The sequence below is a fragment of the Burkholderia anthinoferrum genome, assembly GCF_002925705.1.
Taxonomy (GTDB): Bacteria; Pseudomonadota; Gammaproteobacteria; order Burkholderiales; family Burkholderiaceae; genus Burkholderia; species Burkholderia semiarida.
In genome coordinates this window covers 106,027-124,444 of the sequence record NZ_LFZP01000041.1, presented here as the reverse complement: position 1 = coordinate 124,444, position 18,418 = coordinate 106,027, and the positions used below count along the sequence as shown (strand labels likewise).

The 18,418-nt window shown below is 66.2% G+C and carries 21 protein-coding genes; 13 read left to right on the top strand and 8 right to left on the bottom strand.

From position 1 onward, the window contains the following. Nucleotides 1–6: 6 nt before the first annotated feature. The 3 genes from C5F75_RS13835 to C5F75_RS13825 all read left to right on the top strand — a co-directional run bounded on the left by C5F75_RS13835 (nt 7) and on the right by C5F75_RS13825 (nt 2,730). Nucleotides 7–801, top strand: coding sequence for a MetQ/NlpA family ABC transporter substrate-binding protein (locus C5F75_RS13835; RefSeq protein ID WP_059574054.1), 795 nt, complete (start codon nt 7–9; stop codon nt 799–801). A gap of 227 nt (nt 802–1,028) precedes the next feature. Continuing rightward, nucleotides 1,029–1,778, top strand: coding sequence for an electron transfer flavoprotein subunit beta/FixA family protein (locus C5F75_RS13830; protein WP_021157446.1), 750 nt, complete (start codon nt 1,029–1,031; stop codon nt 1,776–1,778). Between the two features lie 16 nt (nt 1,779–1,794). Next, nucleotides 1,795–2,730, top strand: a complete 936-nt coding sequence (locus tag C5F75_RS13825; protein ID WP_059574053.1) for an electron transfer flavoprotein subunit alpha/FixB family protein — start codon at nt 1,795–1,797, stop codon at nt 2,728–2,730. Between the two features lie 326 nt (nt 2,731–3,056). Here the strand turns inward: C5F75_RS13825 and C5F75_RS13820 are convergent, their stop codons facing one another. Beyond that, nucleotides 3,057–4,343 (bottom strand): D-amino acid dehydrogenase, encoded by a 1,287-nt coding sequence (locus C5F75_RS13820; RefSeq protein ID WP_059574052.1) that lies wholly within the window; start codon nt 4,341–4,343, stop codon nt 3,057–3,059. A gap of 145 nt (nt 4,344–4,488) precedes the next feature. Here C5F75_RS13820 and C5F75_RS13815 point away from each other — a divergent pair, with 145 nt between their 5' ends. Continuing rightward, nucleotides 4,489–4,977 (top strand): Lrp/AsnC ligand binding domain-containing protein, encoded by a 489-nt coding sequence (locus C5F75_RS13815; protein ID WP_012492860.1) that lies wholly within the window; start codon nt 4,489–4,491, stop codon nt 4,975–4,977. Between the two features lie 90 nt (nt 4,978–5,067). Next, on the top strand, nt 5,068–6,246 hold the full coding sequence (locus C5F75_RS13810; protein WP_059574051.1) for a PA0069 family radical SAM protein: 1,179 nt from the start codon (nt 5,068–5,070) through the stop codon (nt 6,244–6,246). Nucleotides 6,247–6,298: 52 nt separating this feature from the next. On the opposite strand, the gene C5F75_RS13805 is transcribed toward C5F75_RS13810, so the two are convergent. Then, complete coding sequence (locus tag C5F75_RS13805; RefSeq protein WP_059574326.1) at nt 6,299–6,766, bottom strand: NINE protein; 468 nt, start codon at nt 6,764–6,766, stop codon at nt 6,299–6,301. Between the two features lie 108 nt (nt 6,767–6,874). Continuing rightward, nucleotides 6,875–8,014, bottom strand: a complete 1,140-nt coding sequence (locus C5F75_RS13800; RefSeq protein ID WP_059574050.1) for a PQQ-dependent sugar dehydrogenase — start codon at nt 8,012–8,014, stop codon at nt 6,875–6,877. A 152-nt stretch (nt 8,015–8,166) separates the two neighbouring features. Between C5F75_RS13800 and rpsP the strand changes: the two genes are divergently transcribed. The 6 genes from rpsP to C5F75_RS13770 all read left to right on the top strand — a co-directional run bounded on the left by rpsP (nt 8,167) and on the right by C5F75_RS13770 (nt 12,296). Further along, the gene (rpsP, locus tag C5F75_RS13795) at nt 8,167–8,421 is read left to right on the top strand and encodes a 30S ribosomal protein S16 (protein ID WP_006476550.1); all 255 of its coding nucleotides are present in this window, start codon (nt 8,167–8,169) and stop codon (nt 8,419–8,421) included. 42 nt (nt 8,422–8,463) lie between these two features. Beyond that, nucleotides 8,464–9,141 carry a ribosome maturation factor RimM gene (gene rimM, locus C5F75_RS13790; RefSeq protein WP_059638229.1) on the top strand — a complete coding sequence of 226 codons (678 nt, stop codon included), beginning with the start codon at nt 8,464–8,466 and terminating at the stop codon, nt 9,139–9,141. Between the two features lies 1 nt (nt 9,142). Then, nucleotides 9,143–9,937: a tRNA (guanosine(37)-N1)-methyltransferase TrmD gene (trmD, locus tag C5F75_RS13785; protein ID WP_059574048.1), complete on the top strand. Its 795-nt coding sequence runs from the start codon at nt 9,143–9,145 to the stop codon at nt 9,935–9,937. Nucleotides 9,938–10,070: 133 nt separating this feature from the next. Continuing rightward, entirely contained in the window at nt 10,071–10,463 is a 393-nt protein-coding gene (rplS, locus tag C5F75_RS13780) for a 50S ribosomal protein L19 (RefSeq protein WP_059574047.1), read from the top strand. An 87-nt stretch (nt 10,464–10,550) separates the two neighbouring features. After that, the gene (locus C5F75_RS13775; protein WP_059574046.1) at nt 10,551–11,237 is read left to right on the top strand and encodes a CoA pyrophosphatase; all 687 of its coding nucleotides are present in this window, start codon (nt 10,551–10,553) and stop codon (nt 11,235–11,237) included. Between the two features lie 120 nt (nt 11,238–11,357). Next, nucleotides 11,358–12,296 carry a CobD/CbiB family protein gene (locus C5F75_RS13770; RefSeq protein ID WP_059574045.1) on the top strand — a complete coding sequence of 313 codons (939 nt, stop codon included), beginning with the start codon at nt 11,358–11,360 and terminating at the stop codon, nt 12,294–12,296. A gap of 77 nt (nt 12,297–12,373) precedes the next feature. Here C5F75_RS13770 and C5F75_RS13765 read toward each other — a convergent pair whose 3' ends face one another. Genes C5F75_RS13765 through C5F75_RS13755 form a run of 3 tightly spaced genes read right to left on the bottom strand, consistent with a single transcriptional unit; the run spans nt 12,374 to nt 14,949 of the window. Continuing rightward, the gene (locus tag C5F75_RS13765) at nt 12,374–12,691 is read right to left on the bottom strand and encodes a putative signal transducing protein (protein ID WP_011351362.1); all 318 of its coding nucleotides are present in this window, start codon (nt 12,689–12,691) and stop codon (nt 12,374–12,376) included. A gap of 60 nt (nt 12,692–12,751) precedes the next feature. Next, on the bottom strand, nt 12,752–13,693 hold the full coding sequence (rsgA, locus tag C5F75_RS13760) for a ribosome small subunit-dependent GTPase A (RefSeq protein WP_059574044.1): 942 nt from the start codon (nt 13,691–13,693) through the stop codon (nt 12,752–12,754). Beyond that, nucleotides 13,690–14,949 carry a M48 family metallopeptidase gene (locus C5F75_RS13755; RefSeq protein ID WP_059574043.1) on the bottom strand — a complete coding sequence of 420 codons (1,260 nt, stop codon included), beginning with the start codon at nt 14,947–14,949 and terminating at the stop codon, nt 13,690–13,692. The genes rsgA and C5F75_RS13755 overlap by 4 nt, the downstream gene beginning before the upstream one ends. Before the next feature lie 125 nt (nt 14,950–15,074). Here C5F75_RS13755 and orn point away from each other — a divergent pair, with 125 nt between their 5' ends. Then, nucleotides 15,075–15,695 (top strand): oligoribonuclease, encoded by a 621-nt coding sequence (orn, locus tag C5F75_RS13750; protein WP_059574042.1) that lies wholly within the window; start codon nt 15,075–15,077, stop codon nt 15,693–15,695. A 23-nt stretch (nt 15,696–15,718) separates the two neighbouring features. On the opposite strand, the gene mog is transcribed toward orn, so the two are convergent. Together mog and yjgA are read right to left on the bottom strand one after the other, a co-directional pair. Then, entirely contained in the window at nt 15,719–16,327 is a 609-nt protein-coding gene (gene mog, locus C5F75_RS13745; protein ID WP_081066587.1) for a molybdopterin adenylyltransferase, read from the bottom strand. Further along, entirely contained in the window at nt 16,311–16,913 is a 603-nt protein-coding gene (gene yjgA, locus C5F75_RS13740; protein ID WP_275906232.1) for a ribosome biogenesis factor YjgA, read from the bottom strand. The genes mog and yjgA overlap by 17 nt, the downstream gene beginning before the upstream one ends. A gap of 127 nt (nt 16,914–17,040) precedes the next feature. On the opposite strand from yjgA, the gene pmbA reads away from it, so the two are divergent. Next, nucleotides 17,041–18,411: a metalloprotease PmbA gene (pmbA, locus tag C5F75_RS13735; protein WP_059574040.1), complete on the top strand. Its 1,371-nt coding sequence runs from the start codon at nt 17,041–17,043 to the stop codon at nt 18,409–18,411. The last annotated feature ends 7 nt before the right edge of the window (nt 18,412–18,418 follow it).

The following is an 18,418-nucleotide window of genomic DNA, read 5'->3' as shown; positions in this document are numbered from 1 at the left end:
GAGACGATGCAACGACGCTTCATGCTGAAATTCGCGGCGGCGCTGGGCGCGGCCGCACTGTTCGCGGGCGCGCAAGCCCGGGCCGAAACCATCAAGGTCGGCGTGACGGGCGGTCCGCACGCGCAGATCATGGAAGTGGTGAAGAAGGTCGCGGCGAAGGAGGGGCTCGAGATCCGCATCGTCGAATTTTCCGACTACGTGCAGCCGAACGCCGCGCTCGCGTCGGGCGACCTCGACGCGAACAGCTACCAGCACGATCCGTATCTGCAGGCGCAGGTGAAGGATCGCGGCTACAAGCTGATCAAGGTCGCGGATACCGTCACGTTTCCGATGGGCATTTACTCGAAGCGCGTGAAGTCGCTGGCCGAGCTGAAGCCGGGCGCGCGCGTCGCGGTGCCGAACGATCCGACCAACGGCGGCCGCGCGCTGCTGTTGCTGCAGAAGCAGGGGCTGCTGAAGCTGCGCGCGGATGCGGGGTTGAAGGCGACGCCGCTCGATATCGTCGACAATCCGCGCAAGCTGAAGATCGTCGAGCTCGATGCGGCGCAGATTCCGCGCTCGCTCGGCGACGTCGACGCGGCCGCGATCAATACCAACTACGCGATGGAAGCGGGGTTGAAACCGAAGCAGGACGCGATCGCGATCGAGGGCCCGAGCGGCCCGTACGCGAACATCCTCGCGATTCGCGACGCGGACCGGAACAAGCCGTGGGTCGCCAGGCTGATTGCGGCCTATCACTCGGCCGACGTGAAACAGTTCATCGAAGGCAAGTTCGGCGGCGCGGTCATTGCCGCCTGGTAACGGCCGCAGCACGGGACGCCCGGCGCGATTAGAGTCGATGATCGAAAACCCGGGCTTTGCGTCCGGGTTTTTTCTCTTTTAAAATAGAACGACCGTTCGCTATCATTGGCGCGTCGCCAAGAAGCGGTATCCTCGACAACCATCATGGTTGGGTCCGCCTGGCCGCGCAGTCATGAGGCCTCGCTTAAAATGGCCTCTGGTCGTATTCGTAACTTTGGAGCGTGTGCATGAAAATCCTGGTGCCAGTGAAAAGAGTGGTCGATTACAACGTGAAGGTCCGCGTGAAGTCGGACAACACGGGTGTCGACATCGCGAACGTGAAGATGTCGATGAACCCGTTCGACGAGATCGCCGTGGAAGAAGCCGTGCGCCTGAAGGAAGCGGGCGTGGCGACCGAAGTGATCGCGGTGTCGGTGGGTGTGACTCAAGCGCAGGAAACGCTGCGCACGGCGCTGGCGATCGGCGCGGATCGCGCGATCCTCGTCGAGTCGAACGACAGCGTCGAGCCGCTGGCCGTCGCGAAGATCCTGAAGGCACTGGTCGACAAGGAACAGCCGCAACTGGTGATCCTCGGCAAGCAGGCGATCGACGACGATTCGAACCAGACGGGCCAGATGCTGGCCGCGCTCGCAGGTCTGCCGCAGGCGACGTTCGCGTCGAAGGTGACGATCGCCGACGGCAAGGCAACCGTTGCGCGCGAAGTCGACGGCGGCGCGGAAACGCTGTCGCTGACGCTGCCGGCGGTCGTGACGACCGACCTGCGCCTGAACGAGCCGCGCTACGTGACGCTGCCGAACATCATGAAGGCGAAGAAGAAGCCGCTGGAAACCGTGAAGCCGGAAGACCTCGGCGTGGACGTCGCGCCGCGTCTGAAGACGCTGAAGGTGGCCGAGCCGCCGAAGCGCGCGGCCGGCGTGAAGGTGCCGGACGTGAAGACGCTGGTCGAGAAGCTGAAGACCGAAGCCAAGGTGCTGTAAGAGGGAGCGCAAGGAAATGACGATTCTGGTGATTGCAGAACACGACAACGCGTCGATCAAGGCCGCGACGTTGAACACGGTGGCGGCGGCAGCGAAGATCGGTGGCGACATCCACGTGCTGGTCGCGGGCCACAACGCGCAAGCGGCGGCCGACGCGGCAGCGAAGATCGCGGGCGTGTCGAAGGTGCTGCTGGCCGACGCGCCGCAACTGGCCGAAGGCCTGGCGGAAAACGTCGAGGCGACCGCGCTGAACATCGCGAAGGACTACTCGCACATCCTCGCGCCGGCGACGGCCTACGGCAAGAACGTCGCGCCGCGCATCGCCGCGAAGCTGGACGTCGCGCAGATCTCGGACATCACGGCGGTCGATTCGGCCGACACGTTCGAGCGCCCGATCTACGCGGGCAACGCGATCGCGACCGTGCAGTCGAGCGATCCGATCAAGGTCATCACGGTGCGTGCGACGGGTTTCGATCCGGTGGCGGCGGAAGGCGGCAGCGCAGCGGTCGAGAAGATCGACGCAGCGGCCGACGCAGGCAAGTCGCAGTTCGTGAGCCGTGAAGTGACGAAGCTGGACCGTCCGGAGCTGACGTCGGCGAGCATCATCGTGTCGGGCGGCCGCGGTCTGGGCAGCGGCGAGAACTACACGAAGGTGCTGGAGCCGCTGGCCGACAAGCTGTCGGCAGCGCTCGGCGCATCGCGCGCGGCAGTCGACGCCGGCTACGTGCCGAACGACTACCAGGTCGGCCAGACCGGCAAGATCGTCGCGCCGCAGTTGTACATCGCGGTCGGTATCTCGGGTGCGATCCAGCATCTGGCCGGGATGAAGGATTCGAAGGTGATCGTCGCGATCAACAAGGATCCCGAAGCGCCGATCTTCAGCGTGGCCGACTACGGCCTCGTCGGCGATCTGTTCTCGCTCGTGCCGGAGCTCGTGAACGAGCTCGGCTGACGCGGCGTGACGCTTCAGCGGTAAGCACACGAGAAAAGGGGCGCGATAAGCGCCCCTTTTTCGCTGTGTCGTCGGCTGAAGCGGCGCGAGCGTCGTTCGCCTGGAAGATCCGCGATCGTGCTGTGCCGTGCCGAACATATCGTCGCGTACACCCGACGGGCAGCGTCGGTTCGCTCGCCGTGCGACGGGAGCATGTGCACGTTGACTGAAGCGTCGCGCCGAGTCGGTACTCGCACTCGCACTCGCAGTCACGGAAACGGGAAAAGCGCCCAAGGGCGCTTTTCTCGTCGATGCAACGGGCCCGCCTCGCCGCGGGCCGTTCCGATTTACGCGTAGGCCGGGCGCGCTTGGCCGGGCGCGTCCTTCAGGTAACGATGCACCGACAGGTCGTCGGCCTGGATCGCCGGCATCTTGCCCGAGATCAGGTCCGCGAGCAGTTGGCCAGAGCCGCACGACATCGTCCAGCCGAGCGTGCCATGGCCGGTGTTCAGGAACAGGTTCGACACCGGCGTGCGGCCGACGATCGGCGTGCCGTCCGGCGTCATCGGGCGCAGACCCGTCCAGAACGTGGCCTTCGACGTGTCGCCGCCGCCCGGGAACAGGTCGTTCACGCACATCTCGAGCGTTTCGCGGCGTGCGGCGCGCAGCGTCTTGTCGAAGCCCACGATTTCCGCCATCCCGCCGACGCGGATGCGCTGGTCGAAGCGCGTGATCGCGATCTTGTAGGTTTCGTCGAGCACGGTCGACACCGGCGCGGCGGCTTCGTCGACGATCGGCGCGGTGATCGAATAGCCCTTGAGCGGATAGACGGGAATCTTCATCAGGTTCGAGATGAAGCGCGTCGAGTACGAGCCCAGCGCGACGACGTACGCGTCGGCACGCACCGTCTCGCTGCCGCATTGCACGCCGGCGATCTTGCCGCCCGCGATCGCGAGCGCATCGATCGGCGTGTTGTAGCGGAACTTCACGCCGAGCGATTCGGCGAGCGCGGCGAGGCGCGTCGTGAACAACTGGCAATCGCCGGTTTCGTCGCCCGGCAGGCGCAGGCCGCCCGTCAGCTTGTGCGAGACGGCGGCGAGCGCCGGCTCGGCTTTTTTCAGCTCGGCCGGCGACAGCAGTTCGAACGGCACGTTCGCTTCCTGCAGCACGGCGATGTCCTTCGCCGCGCCGTCGAGCTGCTGCTGCGTGCGGAACAGTTGCAGCGTGCCGCCCGTGCGGCCTTCGTACTGGATGCCGGTATCGGCGCGCAGCGCCTGCAGGCAATCGCGGCTGTATTCGGCGAGACGGACCATGCGGCTCTTGTTCACCGCATAGCGCTCGGCCGTGCAGTTGCGCAGCATCTGGACCATCCACTGGAGCTGGAAGCGCGTGCCGTCGAGGCGGATCGCGAGCGGCGCGTGCTTTTCGAACATCCACTTGACGGCCTTCAGCGGCACGCCGGGCGCGGCCCACGGCGCCGCATAGCCGGGCGAGATCTGGCCTGCATTCGCGAAGCTCGTCTCCAGCGCCGGGCCGGCTTCCCGGTCGATCACCGTGACTTCGTGGCCGGCGCGCGCGAGGTAATACGCGCTTGCCACGCCCACCACACCGCTGCCCAGAATGACGACTCGCATAGCTGCTCCAGATGGAAGGAATCAGGTCGAGGCCGGGCGCACCCGCGGCTCCGTGTTACCTCTAGCTGATCTAGTTTTTTGCGCTATGGTATTGTCGAATGTGCAGTTTTTGTTATTGTATTTTTCTGGTTTTCAGCATAAACAAATGAGAACGCAACGTCAGCCCGTACGCTCGCTCGACAAGCTCGACCGGCGCATCCTGAAACTGCTCCAGGACGACGGCCGGATGGCGATGAAAGACCTCGCGGAACAGGTCGGACTGACCGTCACGCCGTGCATCGAGCGCGTGCGGCGCATGGAGCGCGACGGCGTGATCACCGGCTATCACGCGCGGGTCGACCCGGGGCAATTGGGCGCCGCGCTGCTGGTGTTCGTCGAGATCACGCTCGGCCACAAGGGCGGCAACATGTTCGAGCAATTCCGCCGGGAAGTGATGAAGATCGACGAGGTGCTCGAATGTCATCTCGTCTCCGGCGATTTCGACTACCTGATCAAGGCGCGAATCGGCGAGATGGCCGACTACCGCAAGCTGCTCGGCGACATCCTGCTGCAGTTGCCGGGCGCCGTGCAGTCGAAGAGCTATGTCGTAATGGAGGAAATCAAGGAAACGCTGACGATCGCCGTCGGCGAGTGACGCACCGGCGGCCGGCCGTCGGGCCCTTTATCCCGCTCTTGGCATGCTGCGCCCAATACTGTATAAATGTACAGTATTGGGCGCAGGCGAATGGGTGGGCACATGGACGATCGGTCCGACAACGAATTTCCGGTAGCGCCGCCCGTGCCCCGCAAGGGGCGCGGTGCGGTCGACAACCTGCAGGGGCGGTATGAAATCGCGCAGCGCGAAGCGGTCGACGACGGCTGGACGCACGAGTCCGACGATGCCGATTTCCCCGTGCCGCTGCGCACGCAGGTCTTCGAGGAGCGGGCGAAGAGCATCCTCACGCACAACCAGTCGCCCGACATTCCGTTCAGCGTGTCGCTCAATCCGTATCGCGGCTGCGAGCACGGTTGCATCTACTGCTTCGCGCGGCCGACGCACAGCTATCTCGGGCTGTCGCCGGGGCTCGATTTCGAAAGCCGCATCTACGCGAAGGTGAACGCGGCCGAACTGCTCGAGCGCGAGATTTCGCGCAAGCGCTACGTGCCCGAGCCGATCGCGCTCGGCGTCAACACCGATGCGTACCAGCCGGTCGAACGCGACCTGCGCATCACGCGCAGCGTGATCCAGGTGATGCACGATCGCGGGCTGCCGTTCGCGGCGATCACGAAATCGTCGCTGATCGAGCGCGATCTCGACCTGCTCGCGCCGATGGCCGAACGCGGGCAGGTGATGGCGGCGGTCACGATCACGACGCTCGATGCCGAGCTCGCGCGCACGCTCGAGCCGCGCGCGGCCACCCCGGCGCGGCGGTTGCGCACGATCCGGGCGCTACGCGATGCGGGTGTGCCGGTCGGCGTGAGCATTGCACCGGTGATTCCGTTCGTCACCGAGCCAGACATGGAGCGCGTGCTCGAAGCCTGCGCGGAAGCCGGTGCGACGCATGCGAGCTACATCATCCTGAGATTGCCGTGGGAGGTCGCGCCGCTGTTCAAGCAGTGGCTTGCCGCGCATTTTCCCGATCGTGCGGAGCGCGTGATGAACCGCGTGCGCGACATGCGCGGCGGCAAGGATTACGATTCGGACTTCTCGAAACGGATGAAGGGCGAGGGGATCTGGGCCGACCTGTTGCGGCAACGCTTCCGTCAGGCCGTCAAGCGGCTCGGGCTGAACGAGCGCACGAACGGCATTCTGGATCTGTCGCGATTCCGCGGCGCGCCGGTCGCTGGGGTGTCGGCGCCGCCTGTCGCGGTTCGAGCAGCCGGCGCGAAGTCGCGCGACGACATCCAGTTGAGCCTGTTCTGACCGACGAGCAACGTAGTCGCCGGTGTCCCGTATCGATCGTGCTGGCCGGGCCTTACTGCGAAATCTGCTTGGCCGCTTGGACCTGCGATTCGAAGTACGTCTGGAACGACAGCGCGAGTGCGGTCATCAGCAGGAACGCGCCGATCAGCAGCGAGAAAATCACGACGAAGATCACGGTCCAGCCCGACTGGCTGTGCTTGCCGGTGTCCGCATTGAATTGCGCATCCCATTTTTCGTCGGGGCGCAGCCCGTAGACGAGGGCGGCGAGGAACGCCGCCAGCAGCGAGATTGCGCCGGGCACCGCGAGCCACCAGCCGAGGCCGGCGCTGCGCTGGGTTGCCGCGAGCAGCAGGAAGCCCGGGATGCCGACGATCGTCGCGAGCAGGTGGGCCCAGCCGTACACGTCGCGAAAGCCGTACAGATAGAAGCGGTGCGCACCGAGCGATCCGAGCAGGAACGCGAGGGCGGCGGTAAGCGTCTTGGAGCGGAAGCGGCGGGGCGATGCGGTGCTGCTGGACATGGATGGCGGCGTATTGTCGTTGGCTTGGGCGGCCGGCAAGCCGGCGCGGGCGCACGGCCCGGCACGCATTCTACGATGCCGGTCGGGCCCGGTCACCCCTCGGCTGCGTCAAGGTGCCGCATAAGTCACGCGATAGATCGCGCCCGCGTAATCGTCGCTGACGAGCAACGAACCGTCCGGCAGCGGCAGTACGTCGGCCGGGCGTCCCCATACCGTGCCGTCGGGCCGCAGCCAGCCGGCGATGAACGGCGTCTGACGTGCGTGGCTGCCGTCCGCGGGGGCGACCACGCGCATCACGCGGTAGCCGACCTTCGTGCTGCGGTTCCACGAGCCGTGTTCGGCGATGAAGACACTATTTCGATACGACGCCGGAAACATCGATCCGGTGTAGAAGCGCATGCCGAGCGCCGCCACGTGTGCGCCGAGTTTCAGGACGGGTGGTACATAACGGCGGCAGACGTCGGCGCTGCCGAATTCGGGGTCGGGCGTATCGCCGCCGTGGCAGTATGGAAAGCCGAAGTCGAGGCCGGCGCGCGGCGCACGGTTCAGCTCGTCGTCGGGTACGTCGTCGCCCATCATGTCGCGCCCGTTGTCGGTGAACCACAGCTCCCCCGAATCGGGGTGCCATGCAAAGCCGACCGTATTGCGTATGCCGCGGGCGAACACTTCGCGCCCACTGCCGTCGGCGTTCATTCGCGCAATGATCGCGTAGCGGCTGCGATCGGCGAGGCAGGCATTGCACGGCGCGCCGGTCGGTACGTAGAGCTTGCCATCGGGGCCGAACGCGATGAATTTCCAGCCGTGATGGTGGTCGGTCGGCAGCGCGTCGGTCACGACGACGGGGGCGGGCGGTCTGGCGAGCCGGTCGTCGATACGGTCGACGCGCAGGATACGCGACACGGCGGATATATAGAGAGCGCCATCGCGATAGGCGACGCCAACTGGCATATCGAGTCCGGACGCGATCACGTAGCGCGCGGTGATCCGACCCTCGTGCATCACGAAGGCATGGACTCGGCCTTCCCGCGTGCCGACATACAGAATGCCGCGTGGCGACCACGCCATTTCGCGCGCGGCCGGCACTGCGTCCGTCAGCACTTCCACGTGGAAGCCGGGCGGCACGACGAGTTCGTTCACCGGCAACGGCGCGGCAAACGCCGGTAGGGAGACGAGGCAGGCAAGGCCGGCAAGCAGCGCCGCGAATCGGTGCTGCGCGCGGCGCGCGGGGGCGGCGCGAAAGGGCGGCATGACGGTCGGGAGCGTCGTGGACACGCCGATTGTATGCCTGCTGGACGGGCCGTCCGCGGATTTTTACGCGTAAGTGTTTGTTGTACCTCTGCTTTCCGGCTATAATCGCGTGTTTCAGTAGTTTCGAACCCGGTTTTCCCGAAGGACATCATATGGTTATCATCCGTCTGGCTCGTGGCGGCTCGAAGAAGCGCCCGTTCTACAACATCGTTGCTACCGATTCGCGCAACCGTCGTGACGGCCGCTTCATCGAGCGCGTCGGCTTCTACAACCCGGTCGCCACGAAGGGCGAATCGCTGCGTATCGCTCAGGATCGCCTGACGTACTGGCAAGGCGTTGGCGCGCAACTGTCGCCGACCGTCCAGCGTCTCGTGAAGGAAGCGCAAAAGGCGCAACCGGCTGCCTGACATGGCACGGTGTGCCGGTCGTGCCGGCTGTGAGGTGCATTGATGGCGGGTCACGATTCCGGTAATGCAAGGCGCGGGCGTGCGTCATTTGGCGCATTCGTCCGCAAGCCGGTCGAGCGCGACACGGTCGCGAACGCCGGTCAGGCTGCCGAACAAGGCAGTCCCGAAGCGACGCAAGCCTGGCCTGACGATGCCGTCGAGGTCGGGGCGGTGGTCGACGCCTACGGCCTGAAAGGCTGGATCAAGGTGGCGACGCATGCCGATGCCGGTCGCGGTGGCGACGCGCTGCTCAACGCGCGTCGCTGGTGGCTGGAACGCGGTGCGGAGCGGCTTTCCGTCCGCATCATGCAGTCGAAGACGCACAGCGACACTGTCGTTGCGCAACCCGCGGGCGTCAGCGACCGCGATGCCGCGCTGTCCATGCGCGGCTTTCGCGTGTTCGTGCGCCGGGAAGATTTCCCGGCACTGGCCGCGGACGAATTCTATTGGGTCGACCTGATCGGTCTCGACGTCGTCAACGAGCAATCGGTGGCGCTCGGGAAGGTGAGCGGGATGATCGACAACGGCGTGCATTCGATCATGCGTGTCGAGTATCCGGCGACCGGCAAAGACGGTCAGCCGACCACCGACGAGCGGTTGATTCCGTTCGTCGGCGTCTACGTCAAAACGGTGGATCAGGCGGCGCGTCGCATCGTCGTCGACTGGGAAGCCGATTACTGAAATGAACCAGGTTACCGAGCGCGCGGTGCAGTTCGACGTCGTCACGCTCTTTCCCGAGATGTTCCGCGCGCTGACCGACTGGGGAATCACCAGCCGGGCCGTGAAGCAGGGGCGCTTCGGGTTGCGCACCTGGAACCCGCGTGATTTCACGACGGACAACTACCGCACGGTCGACGATCGTCCGTACGGCGGCGGTCCGGGCATGGTGATGCTGGCCAGGCCGCTCGAAGCCGCGATCGACGCCGCGAAAGCGGCGCAGGCGGAGCAGGGCATCGCGAGCACGCGCGTCGTGATGATGTCGCCGCAAGGCGCGCCGCTCACGCATGATCGTGCGGTGCGGATGGCGCAGGAACCCGGCGTCGTCGTGCTGTGTGGCCGCTACGAAGCGATCGACCAGCGCTTGCTGGATCGTTACGTCGACGAGGAAATCAGCCTCGGCGATTTCGTGCTGTCGGGCGGCGAACTGCCGGCGATGGCGCTGATGGATGCAGTCGTGCGGCTGCTGCCCGGCGTGCTGAACGATTCGCTGTCGGCCGTGCAGGACAGCTTCGCCGACGGCCTGCTCGATTGTCCGCACTACACGCGGCCCGAGGAATACGAGGGCGTGCGCGTGCCGGACGTGCTGCTCGGCGGGCATCATGCCGAGATCGAGAAGTGGCGGCGTCAGGAAGCATTGAGGAATACGTTGCGGAAGCGCCCGGACCTGATCGCCCGGGCGCGCCGCGAGAAGTTGTTGAGCCGGGCCGACGAGGCGTGGCTTGCGAACCTCGCACGCGAAGCGAAGGACGCCTCCTGAGGCGGCTGCGCGGGCGGGAATTGGCGGTGCCGTACATGCGTGTGCGGCGCCTGATGTGAATCCATCCTCTATCGGGGCCGAGCCTGGAAGCAGGCGGGTACGAACGCCGACACGATGGCATAAGGAGTCAGTAATGAATCTGATCGCAAAACTTGAGCAGGAAGAGATCGAGCGCGCGCTCGCCGGCAAGACGATCCCCGATTTCGCCCCGGGCGACACGGTGATCGTGAACGTGAACGTGGTTGAAGGTAACCGCAAGCGCGTTCAGGCTTACGAAGGCGTCGTCATCGCGAAGCGCAACCGTGGCCTGAACTCGAACTTCATCGTTCGCAAGATCTCGTCGGGTGAAGGCGTCGAGCGTACGTTCCAGACGTACTCGCCGCTGCTGGCAAGCATCGTCGTGAAGCGTCGCGGTGACGTGCGTCGTGCGAAGCTGTACTACCTGCGCGAGCGTTCGGGCAAGTCGGCTCGTATCAAGGAAAAGCTGGTGTCGAAGGATCGCGCCGCAGCAGCTTCCCAAGAGTAAGAGCTGTAAGGAAAAAGCACCCAACCGGGTGCTTTTTTCATTCTGGCGCGACAATATGCTCGATACGACACGAACCCGAGAGCTCCATTGAATCGGCGCCCCATCATCGATCCCGAAGTATTGCCGGTCGAAGGCACCGGCGCCGGCCTGCCTGTCATCGATTCCCGGCTGATGACGCCGTCCGGCCTGCGCGAACGTTTCGCACGCACGCTCGAATGGAGCGTCGAGCCCGGCGAGGCGAAGCTGCAGGAAGGCGTCGATCCGCGCAGTGCGGCCGTTCTCATGCCGCTCGTCGCACGCGAGACGGGCCTCACCGTACTGCTGACGCAGCGCGCCGATCACCTGAACGACCATGCCGGACAGATCAGCTTTCCGGGCGGCCGTCGCGAGCCGTTCGATCGAGACGCGACCGCCACCGCGTTGCGCGAGGCGAAAGAGGAGATCGGGCTGGCCGCCGAACGCGTCGAGATTCTCGGCGTGCTGCCCGACTACCTGACCGGCACGGGCTTCTGCGTGACACCGGTCGTCAGCCTCGTGCATCCGCCGTTCACCGTGCAGGCCGACACGTTCGAAGTCGCCGAGATTTTCGAAGTGCCGCTCGCGTTCTTGATGAATCCCGCGAACCATCAGGTCCGCGTGTTTCGGTGGGAAGGCGGCGAGCGTCGTTTTTTTGCCATGCCTTACCCGAACGGCGAAGCGGGCGGGCAATACTTCATCTGGGGCGCAACTGCCGCCATGTTTCGCAATCTGTATCGCTTCTTGGCCGCCGGCTAGGCGGGCGCGCCGGCCGGCGCGCGCGAGCGGCTGCCCGGCGACCGCGCCGGCAGCCATGCGCGGCTGACGCTGTGCTATCGTTATGCAAAAAATGACATAACTCCGAAGACGGCGCCACGCATGACTTTCTTTTCGGTTCTCCTCGCCCTCATCATCGAACAGGTCCGCGCGTTGTCGCCGAGCAATCCGGTGTTCGCGCTGTTCCAGTTTCATGCGGAAACCGTCGCGCATGGCCTCGACGCCGGCAAGCAGAAGCACGGGCTCCTCGCATGGCTCGCGGTCGTGCTGCCGTGGGTGCTGATCGTCGCGCTGGTCTATTTCCTGTTGTACAAGGTGAGCTTCGTGCTCGCGTTCATATGGAACGTCGTCGTCGTGTATTTCACGCTCGGCTTCCGTCAGTTCAGCCACTACTTCACCGATATCCATCTCGCGCTCAACAACGACGACGTGCCGCGCGCGCGCGAAATCCTGCATGAGTGGACGGGTATCGACACGGTCGACATGCCGGTCGGCGAAATCGTCCGCCATACGCTGATCCATGCGGTCGTCGCGTCGCATCGGCACGTCTTCGGCGTGTTCTTCTGGTACGTGCTGCCGATCGGTCCGGCCGGCGCCGTGTTGTACCGGATTTCCGAATACCTCGCGCGCAGCTGGTCGACGCCGGGCGACGATCGCACGGCCGCGTTCTCGACGTTCGCGCAGCGCGCGTTCTTCGTGATCGACTGGATTCCGTCCCGACTGACGGCGCTCGGCTTCGCGATCGTCGGCAATTTCGAGGATGCGATCTATGCATGGCGCAACCATACGCGCCAGTGGCCCGACCCGAACGACGGCGTGCTGCTGGCGGCCGGCAGCGGGGCGCTCGGTGCGCGTCTCGCCGGGCCGCTCGCGGAACCGTCGAGCCTCGATGCGCTGGCGGTCGGCGACAGCGGTCCGTTGACGGTTGGTGACGATTGCACGCCGCGCACGCTGCAGTCGGCAGTCGGCCTCGTGTGGCGCGCGGTGATCCTGTGGATGATCCTGCTGCTGATGCTGACGCTCGCCGTCTGGGTGTCGTGACGGCGCAGCGCAGTACCCGATGAAAGACAAAGGCCGGCTGGATGCCGGCCTTTTTGCTGTGGGTCGGCGCAGTGCGTTCAGTCGTCGAGCGGGTCGCGCACGGCGCCGCATTGCCAGCACGCGGTGAATTGCGCTTCGAGCGCTTCGCCGCACTGCCGGCAGCGCCACGGTGCCGCGCCGGCCGACGGGCCGTGCGACGCGGCATCGAGCAGCCGGCGGGCCAGTGCATCGTCGCGTTCGTCGTCGAGCCACAGCTCGGGCGTGCACGCGTCGGCGGGCAGGCCGCCGAGCGCGCCGGTCGCGTAGCAGTTGTGCAGCTCGCAACCGATGCCGGCCACCTGGAGCACGTTGGCCCAATGCTGCGCGGTCGCGAGGTCGGGTGCCTTGAAACGCATCGCGGCTCCTGTCGATGAAGGCCGGCGTGGCGCCGGCCGGCCGTCGTGCACGTCGCGCGATCAGCGGACGATCTGGCTCGCCTCGTGCACGAGTTGCGCGTACAGCGCGTGCCGCGACGGCGCGATACGGCCGTCGGCGACGGCTTCGAGGATCGCGCAGCCGGGCTCGTGCAGATGATGACAATTATAGAAACGGCAGTCCGCGAGCAACGGCCGGAATTCCGGAAACGCGCGCTCGAGACGGCCTTCGGTCAGGTGGTAGAGGCCGAATTCCTGGAAGCCCGGCGAATCGATCAGCGCACCGCCGCCTTCCAGCGGGTACAGGCGCGTGAACGTCGTCGTGTGACGGCCGCTGTTGAGCGCGGCCGAAATCTCGCGGGTCGCGGCTTCGGCGTCGGGCACGAGCAGGTTCACGAGCGTCGATTTGCCCATCCCGGACTGGCCGAGCAGGATCGTCGAATGCCCGGCGAGGTGCGGCATCAGTTGTGCACGTGCGTCGTCCGGCGCGCCCTTCACCGACAGCTCGAGCACGTCGTAGCCGAGCGCGCGGTACGGCGCGAGGCGCTCGCGCGCGACCGGCAGCGCGGCCTCGACGTCGATCTTGTTCAGCACGACGAGCGGCTTCAGTTCGTTCGCTTCGGCCGCGATCAGCGCGCGGCCGAGCAGATCCTCGCTGAAATAGGGCTCGGTCGCGAGCACGATCAGCAACTGGTCGAGGTTCGCCGCGAACAGCTTCGACTTGAACTGGTCGGAGCGGTACAGCAGGTTGCGCCGTTCGCCGATCTCGACGATCACGCCCTGGTCGGCCGACGCGAGTTCGTACGCGACGCGGTCGCCGACCGCGATGTCGCTCTTCTTGCCGCGCGGGAAGCATTGCAGCATCGGGCCGCCGTCGTCGGGGGCGACGATGTAGTGGCGGCCGTGCGCCGCGATCACGCGGCCTTCGGCCCGTTGCGCGCCCGACGCGCGCGCGGCCGGCTTGCGGGAGGTCGGCCGGCTCATGCGTGCTGCAGCAGGCGGTCGATCCGCTGCGACGCGGGCGGATGCGAGTAATAGAAAGCGGTGTAGACGGGGTCGGGCGTGAGCGTCGACGCGTTGTCTTCGTAGAGTTTCACGAGCGCGCTGACGAGATCCTGCGCGTCGGTCTGGCTGGCCGCGAACGCGTCGGCCTCGAATTCGTGCTTGCGCGACGTGAGGCTGCTGAACGGCGTCGCGAAGAACAGGAACACGGGAATCGCGAGGAAGAACAGGACGAGCGCGGCGCCCGCGTTGCTGGTGTCGAGCGACGGCGTGACGCCGAGCCCCGTATAGAACCACGTGCGTTGCGCGAGCCAGCCGAGCAGCGCGAGCAGCACGAGGCTCAGCACGAACGACACGAGCATCCGCTTCATCACGTGGCGGCGCTTGAAGTGGCCGAGTTCGTGCGCAAGCACGGCTTCGATCTCCTGGCCGGACAGGCGCGCGAGCAGCGTGTCGAAGAACACGATCCGCTTCGATGCGCCGAAACCCGTGAAGTACGCGTTGCCGTGCGCGGAGCGGCGGCTGCCATCCATCACGAACAGGCCCTTGGCCGCGAAGCCGCAGCGCTTCATCAGCGACTCGATACGCGCGCGCAGCGCATCGTCCTTCAGCGGCTCGAACTTGTTGAAGAGCGGCGCGATGAAGGTCGGGTAGATCAGCAGCACGAGCATCTGGAACGCGACCCACACGATCCAGGTCCACAGCCACCACAGGTGGCCGGCCTGGTTCATCAGCCACAGCACGACGAACAGCAGCGGCAGGCCGAGCACGGCGCCGAGCAACGTGTTTTTCAGCATGTCGGTGAAGAACAGCCGCTTCGTCATCCGGTTGAAGCCGAAACGCTGCTCGATGCCGAACTGGCGGTAGTACTCGAACGGGACGTCGATCACGCCCGTGATCACGAGCACCGCGGCGACGAGGGCGACCTGCTGCCCGTAGCCGCGGCCGAGCCAGCCGGTCAGCAGCGTGTCGAGCGCGCCGACGCCGCCGAGCAGCGTGAGGCCGACCAGCACGGCCGCGCTGACGACGATCTCGAACATCGTCAGCCGGGTGCGCTCGACCGTGTAGTCGGCCGCGCGCTGGTGGGCGGTCAGCGGGATGGTGGCGCTGAACTGCGCGGGCACGCCGTTGCGGTGCGCGGCGACGAAGCGGATCTGCCGCGACGCGAGCCACAGCTTGGTGACGACCATCGCGAGTACGGCGATCGCGAACAGCAGGGTGAACGAAAAGGGTGACATCGAAGGCGCCAAAGGGTTCTATGCGAGAATTATATGTTCTTGCGGACCGGCCCCGCTCACGCGATGCCGGCCGCCCGGGCGGCGCCGCATCGGCGCGCCCGGTCCGCCATTTTCCAGGATGAATCATGACCGATACCGCCGCTTCCGCCAGCCAGCCCGCGCTCGTGCGCAACGAGTTGAACCTCGTCTGGCTCGACATGGAAATGACGGGCCTCGACCCGGATAACGACCGCATCATCGAGATCGCGGTCGTCGTGACCAATTCCACGCTCGACATCGCGGTCGAGGGCCCGGTGTTCGCGATCCACCAGAGCGACGAGACGCTCGCGAAGATGGACGACTGGAACAAGTCGACGCACGGCCGTTCGGGGCTGATCGACCGCGTGCGCGCATCGACCGTGACCGAGGCGGAAGCCGCCGCGCAACTGCAGGCGTTCCTCGCGCAGTACGTGTCGCCGGGCAAGTCGCCGATGTGCGGCAACTCGATTTGCCAGGACCGCCGCTTCATGGCGCGCTGGATGCCTGAATTCGAGCGGTTCTTCCACTACCGCAATCTCGACGTCAGTACGCTCAAGGAGCTGTGCCGCCGCTGGCAGCCGGCCATCTACAAGGGTTTTCAGAAGCGGGCGATGCACACGGCGCTCGCCGATATCCACGAGTCGATCGACGAGCTGAAGTACTACCGCGAGCATTTCCTGATTCCGGCCGCCTCGGCGCCGGCAGGCGATTCCGTGCCGGCCGTCTGAGCAGGCCGGCACGCGGCAAACGCTCAGCGCCGCGCGCTTTTCGGCCGGAACGCCGCGACCACCGCGGCGTCGGTCTCGATATACGGGCCGCCGATCAGGTCGATGCAGTAGGGCACCGCGGCGAAGATGCCGGGCACGGTCGAGTTGCCGTCGGCGTCGCGCAGCCCTTCCAGCGTTTCCCGGATCGACTTCGGCTGGCCGGGCAGGTTGATGATCAGCGCCGCATGGTCGGCCGTTTCGCGGATCACGGCGACCTGCCGCGACAGGATCGCGGTCGGCACGAAATTCAGGCTGATCTGCCGCATCTGTTCGCCGAATCCCGGCATTTCCTTCGTCGCCGCGGCCAGCGTGGCTTCCGGCGTCACGTCGCGGCGCGCGGGGCCCGTGCCGCCCGTCGTCAGCACGAGGTCGCAGCCGGCGACGTCGACCAGTTCGGCGAGCGTGGCCGAGATCGTCGGTGCGTCGTCCTGGATCAGGCGCGTCTCGGCGCGCCACGGCGAAACCAGCGCGCCGGCGAGCCATTCCTGCAGCGCCGGGATGCCCTTGTCTTCGTAAACCCCCGTGCTCGCGCGGTCGCTGATCGACACGAGGCCGACCACGAGCTCGTCCGGATGGTTACGCTTCGTCGTCATGGTCGTCTCCGGCGTCGTCGGCCGCTTCGTCGTCGCTGTCGGATGCGCCGCCCGCGGCCTTGATCCATTGGAACAGCTCGCGGAAATAGCGCGGCGGCTTGCCTTGCTGCGCTTCCTTGCGCGCGTTGCGGATCAGCGTGCGGCCTTCCTGGATGTCGGCGTCGGGGTGCTGGCGCAGGAATTCGGTCAGCGCGTCGTCGCTCGCGAGCAGTTGCTCGCGCGTGCGCTCGATCCAGTGCAGGCGGGCGGTGGCGGCCTTGTTCACGCCGCGTTGCGCGTCGAGCGCGGTGCGCAGCGCGGCCGTTTCGTCGTCGGTCAGCGAGCGCATCACGCGGCCGACGTACTGAAGCTGGCGGCGCTTGCCTTCGTGATCGGTGATCCGGCGCGCCTCGCGCACGGCGTCCGCGAGGTCCTCGGGCATCGGCATGCGCTTGAGCGCATCCTTCGGCAGGTCGACGAGCGCCTGGCCGAGTTCCTGCAGCGCGTGCATTTCGCGCTTCAACTGGGATTTGCTGGGGCGATCGTAGCCATGGTCGTCGTCCTCGACGGCAGGTTCGATCGGCTGGATTCGGGTTTTGCGTGTCATGGGCCGCATTGTATCGCGGCGCGGACACCCCAAGCTTGTCTGTGCGCGGCCCCGGACCTTGCTATGATCGCGGGATACGCAACATTTTGACCATGCGGGCGCCCGCCCGCCACCGGATACCAAGACGATGGCAGCCAATCTCGACGTACAAGCGCGCTATTTCCCGCACACGCAGGACCAGCTCAAGGAAATCGCATCGGACATCCTTCGCCATGCGAAGGCGCTCGGCGCGACGGACGCCGCGACCGAAATCTCCGAGGGCGACGGCCTGTCGGTGTCGGTGCGCCGCGGCGAAGTCGAAACGATCGAGCACAACCGCGACAAGATGGTCGGCGTCACCGTGTTCATCGGCAAGAAGCGCGGCAACGCGAGCACGTCGGACTTCTCGCCGGCCGCGATCAAGGATACCGTCGCCGCCGCCTACAACATCGCGCGCTTCACGGCCGAGGACGAAGCGGCCGGCCTTGCCGAAGCCGAGCTGCTCGAAACCGACCCGCGCGACCTCGATCTGTACCATCCGTGGGCGCTGAGCGCCGACGAGGCCGTCGAGCTCGCGCGCCGCGCGGAAGACGCCGCGTTCGCGGTCAGCCCGCAGATTCGCAATTCGGAAGGCGCGAGCGTGTCGGCGCAGCACTCGCAGTTCGTGCTCGCGACGTCGCGCGGCTTCCTCGCCGGCTACCCGTACTCGCGCCACTACATTGCGTGCGCACCGATCGCGGGCAGCGGCCGTCACATGCAGCGCGACGACTGGTATTCGTCGAAGCGCAGCGCGATCGATCTCGCCGCGCCCGAAGCGGTGGGCCGCTACGCGGCCGAACGCGCGCTCGCGCGGATGGGCGCGCGCCGTCTCGACACGCGCAAGGTGCCCGTGCTGTTCGAGGCGCCGCTCGCGGCCGGCCTGCTCGGCGCATTCGTGCAGGCGGTGAGCGGCGGCGCGCTGTACCGCAAGACGTCGTTCCTCGTCGACAGCCTCGGCAAGCCGGTGTTCGCGCCGCACATCCAGGTCGTCGAGGATCCGCACGTGCCGCGCGCGATGGGCAGCGCGCCGTTCGACGAGGAAGGCGTGCGCACGCGTGCGCGCAGCGTCGTGAAGGACGGCGTCGTGGAGGGCTACTTCCTGTCGACCTATTCGGCGCGCAAGCTCGGCACGCAAACGACCGGCAACGCGGGCGGCTCGCACAACCTCGCGCTGCGCAGCTCGAACACGCAGGCGGGCGACGACTTCGACGCGATGCTGAAGAAGCTCGGTACGGGCCTGCTGCTGACCGAGCTGATGGGGCAGGGCGTGAACTACGTGACGGGCGACTATTCGCGCGGCGCGGCGGGTTTCTGGGTGGAGAACGGCGTGATCCAGTATCCGGTCGAGGAAATCACCGTCGCCAGCACGCTGCAGGAGATGTTCCGTCATATCGTCGCGATCGGTGCGGATTCGATCGTGCGCGGTACGAAGGAAACCGGCTCGGTGCTGATCGAGCAGATGACGATCGCGGGGCAGTAAGCCGCGC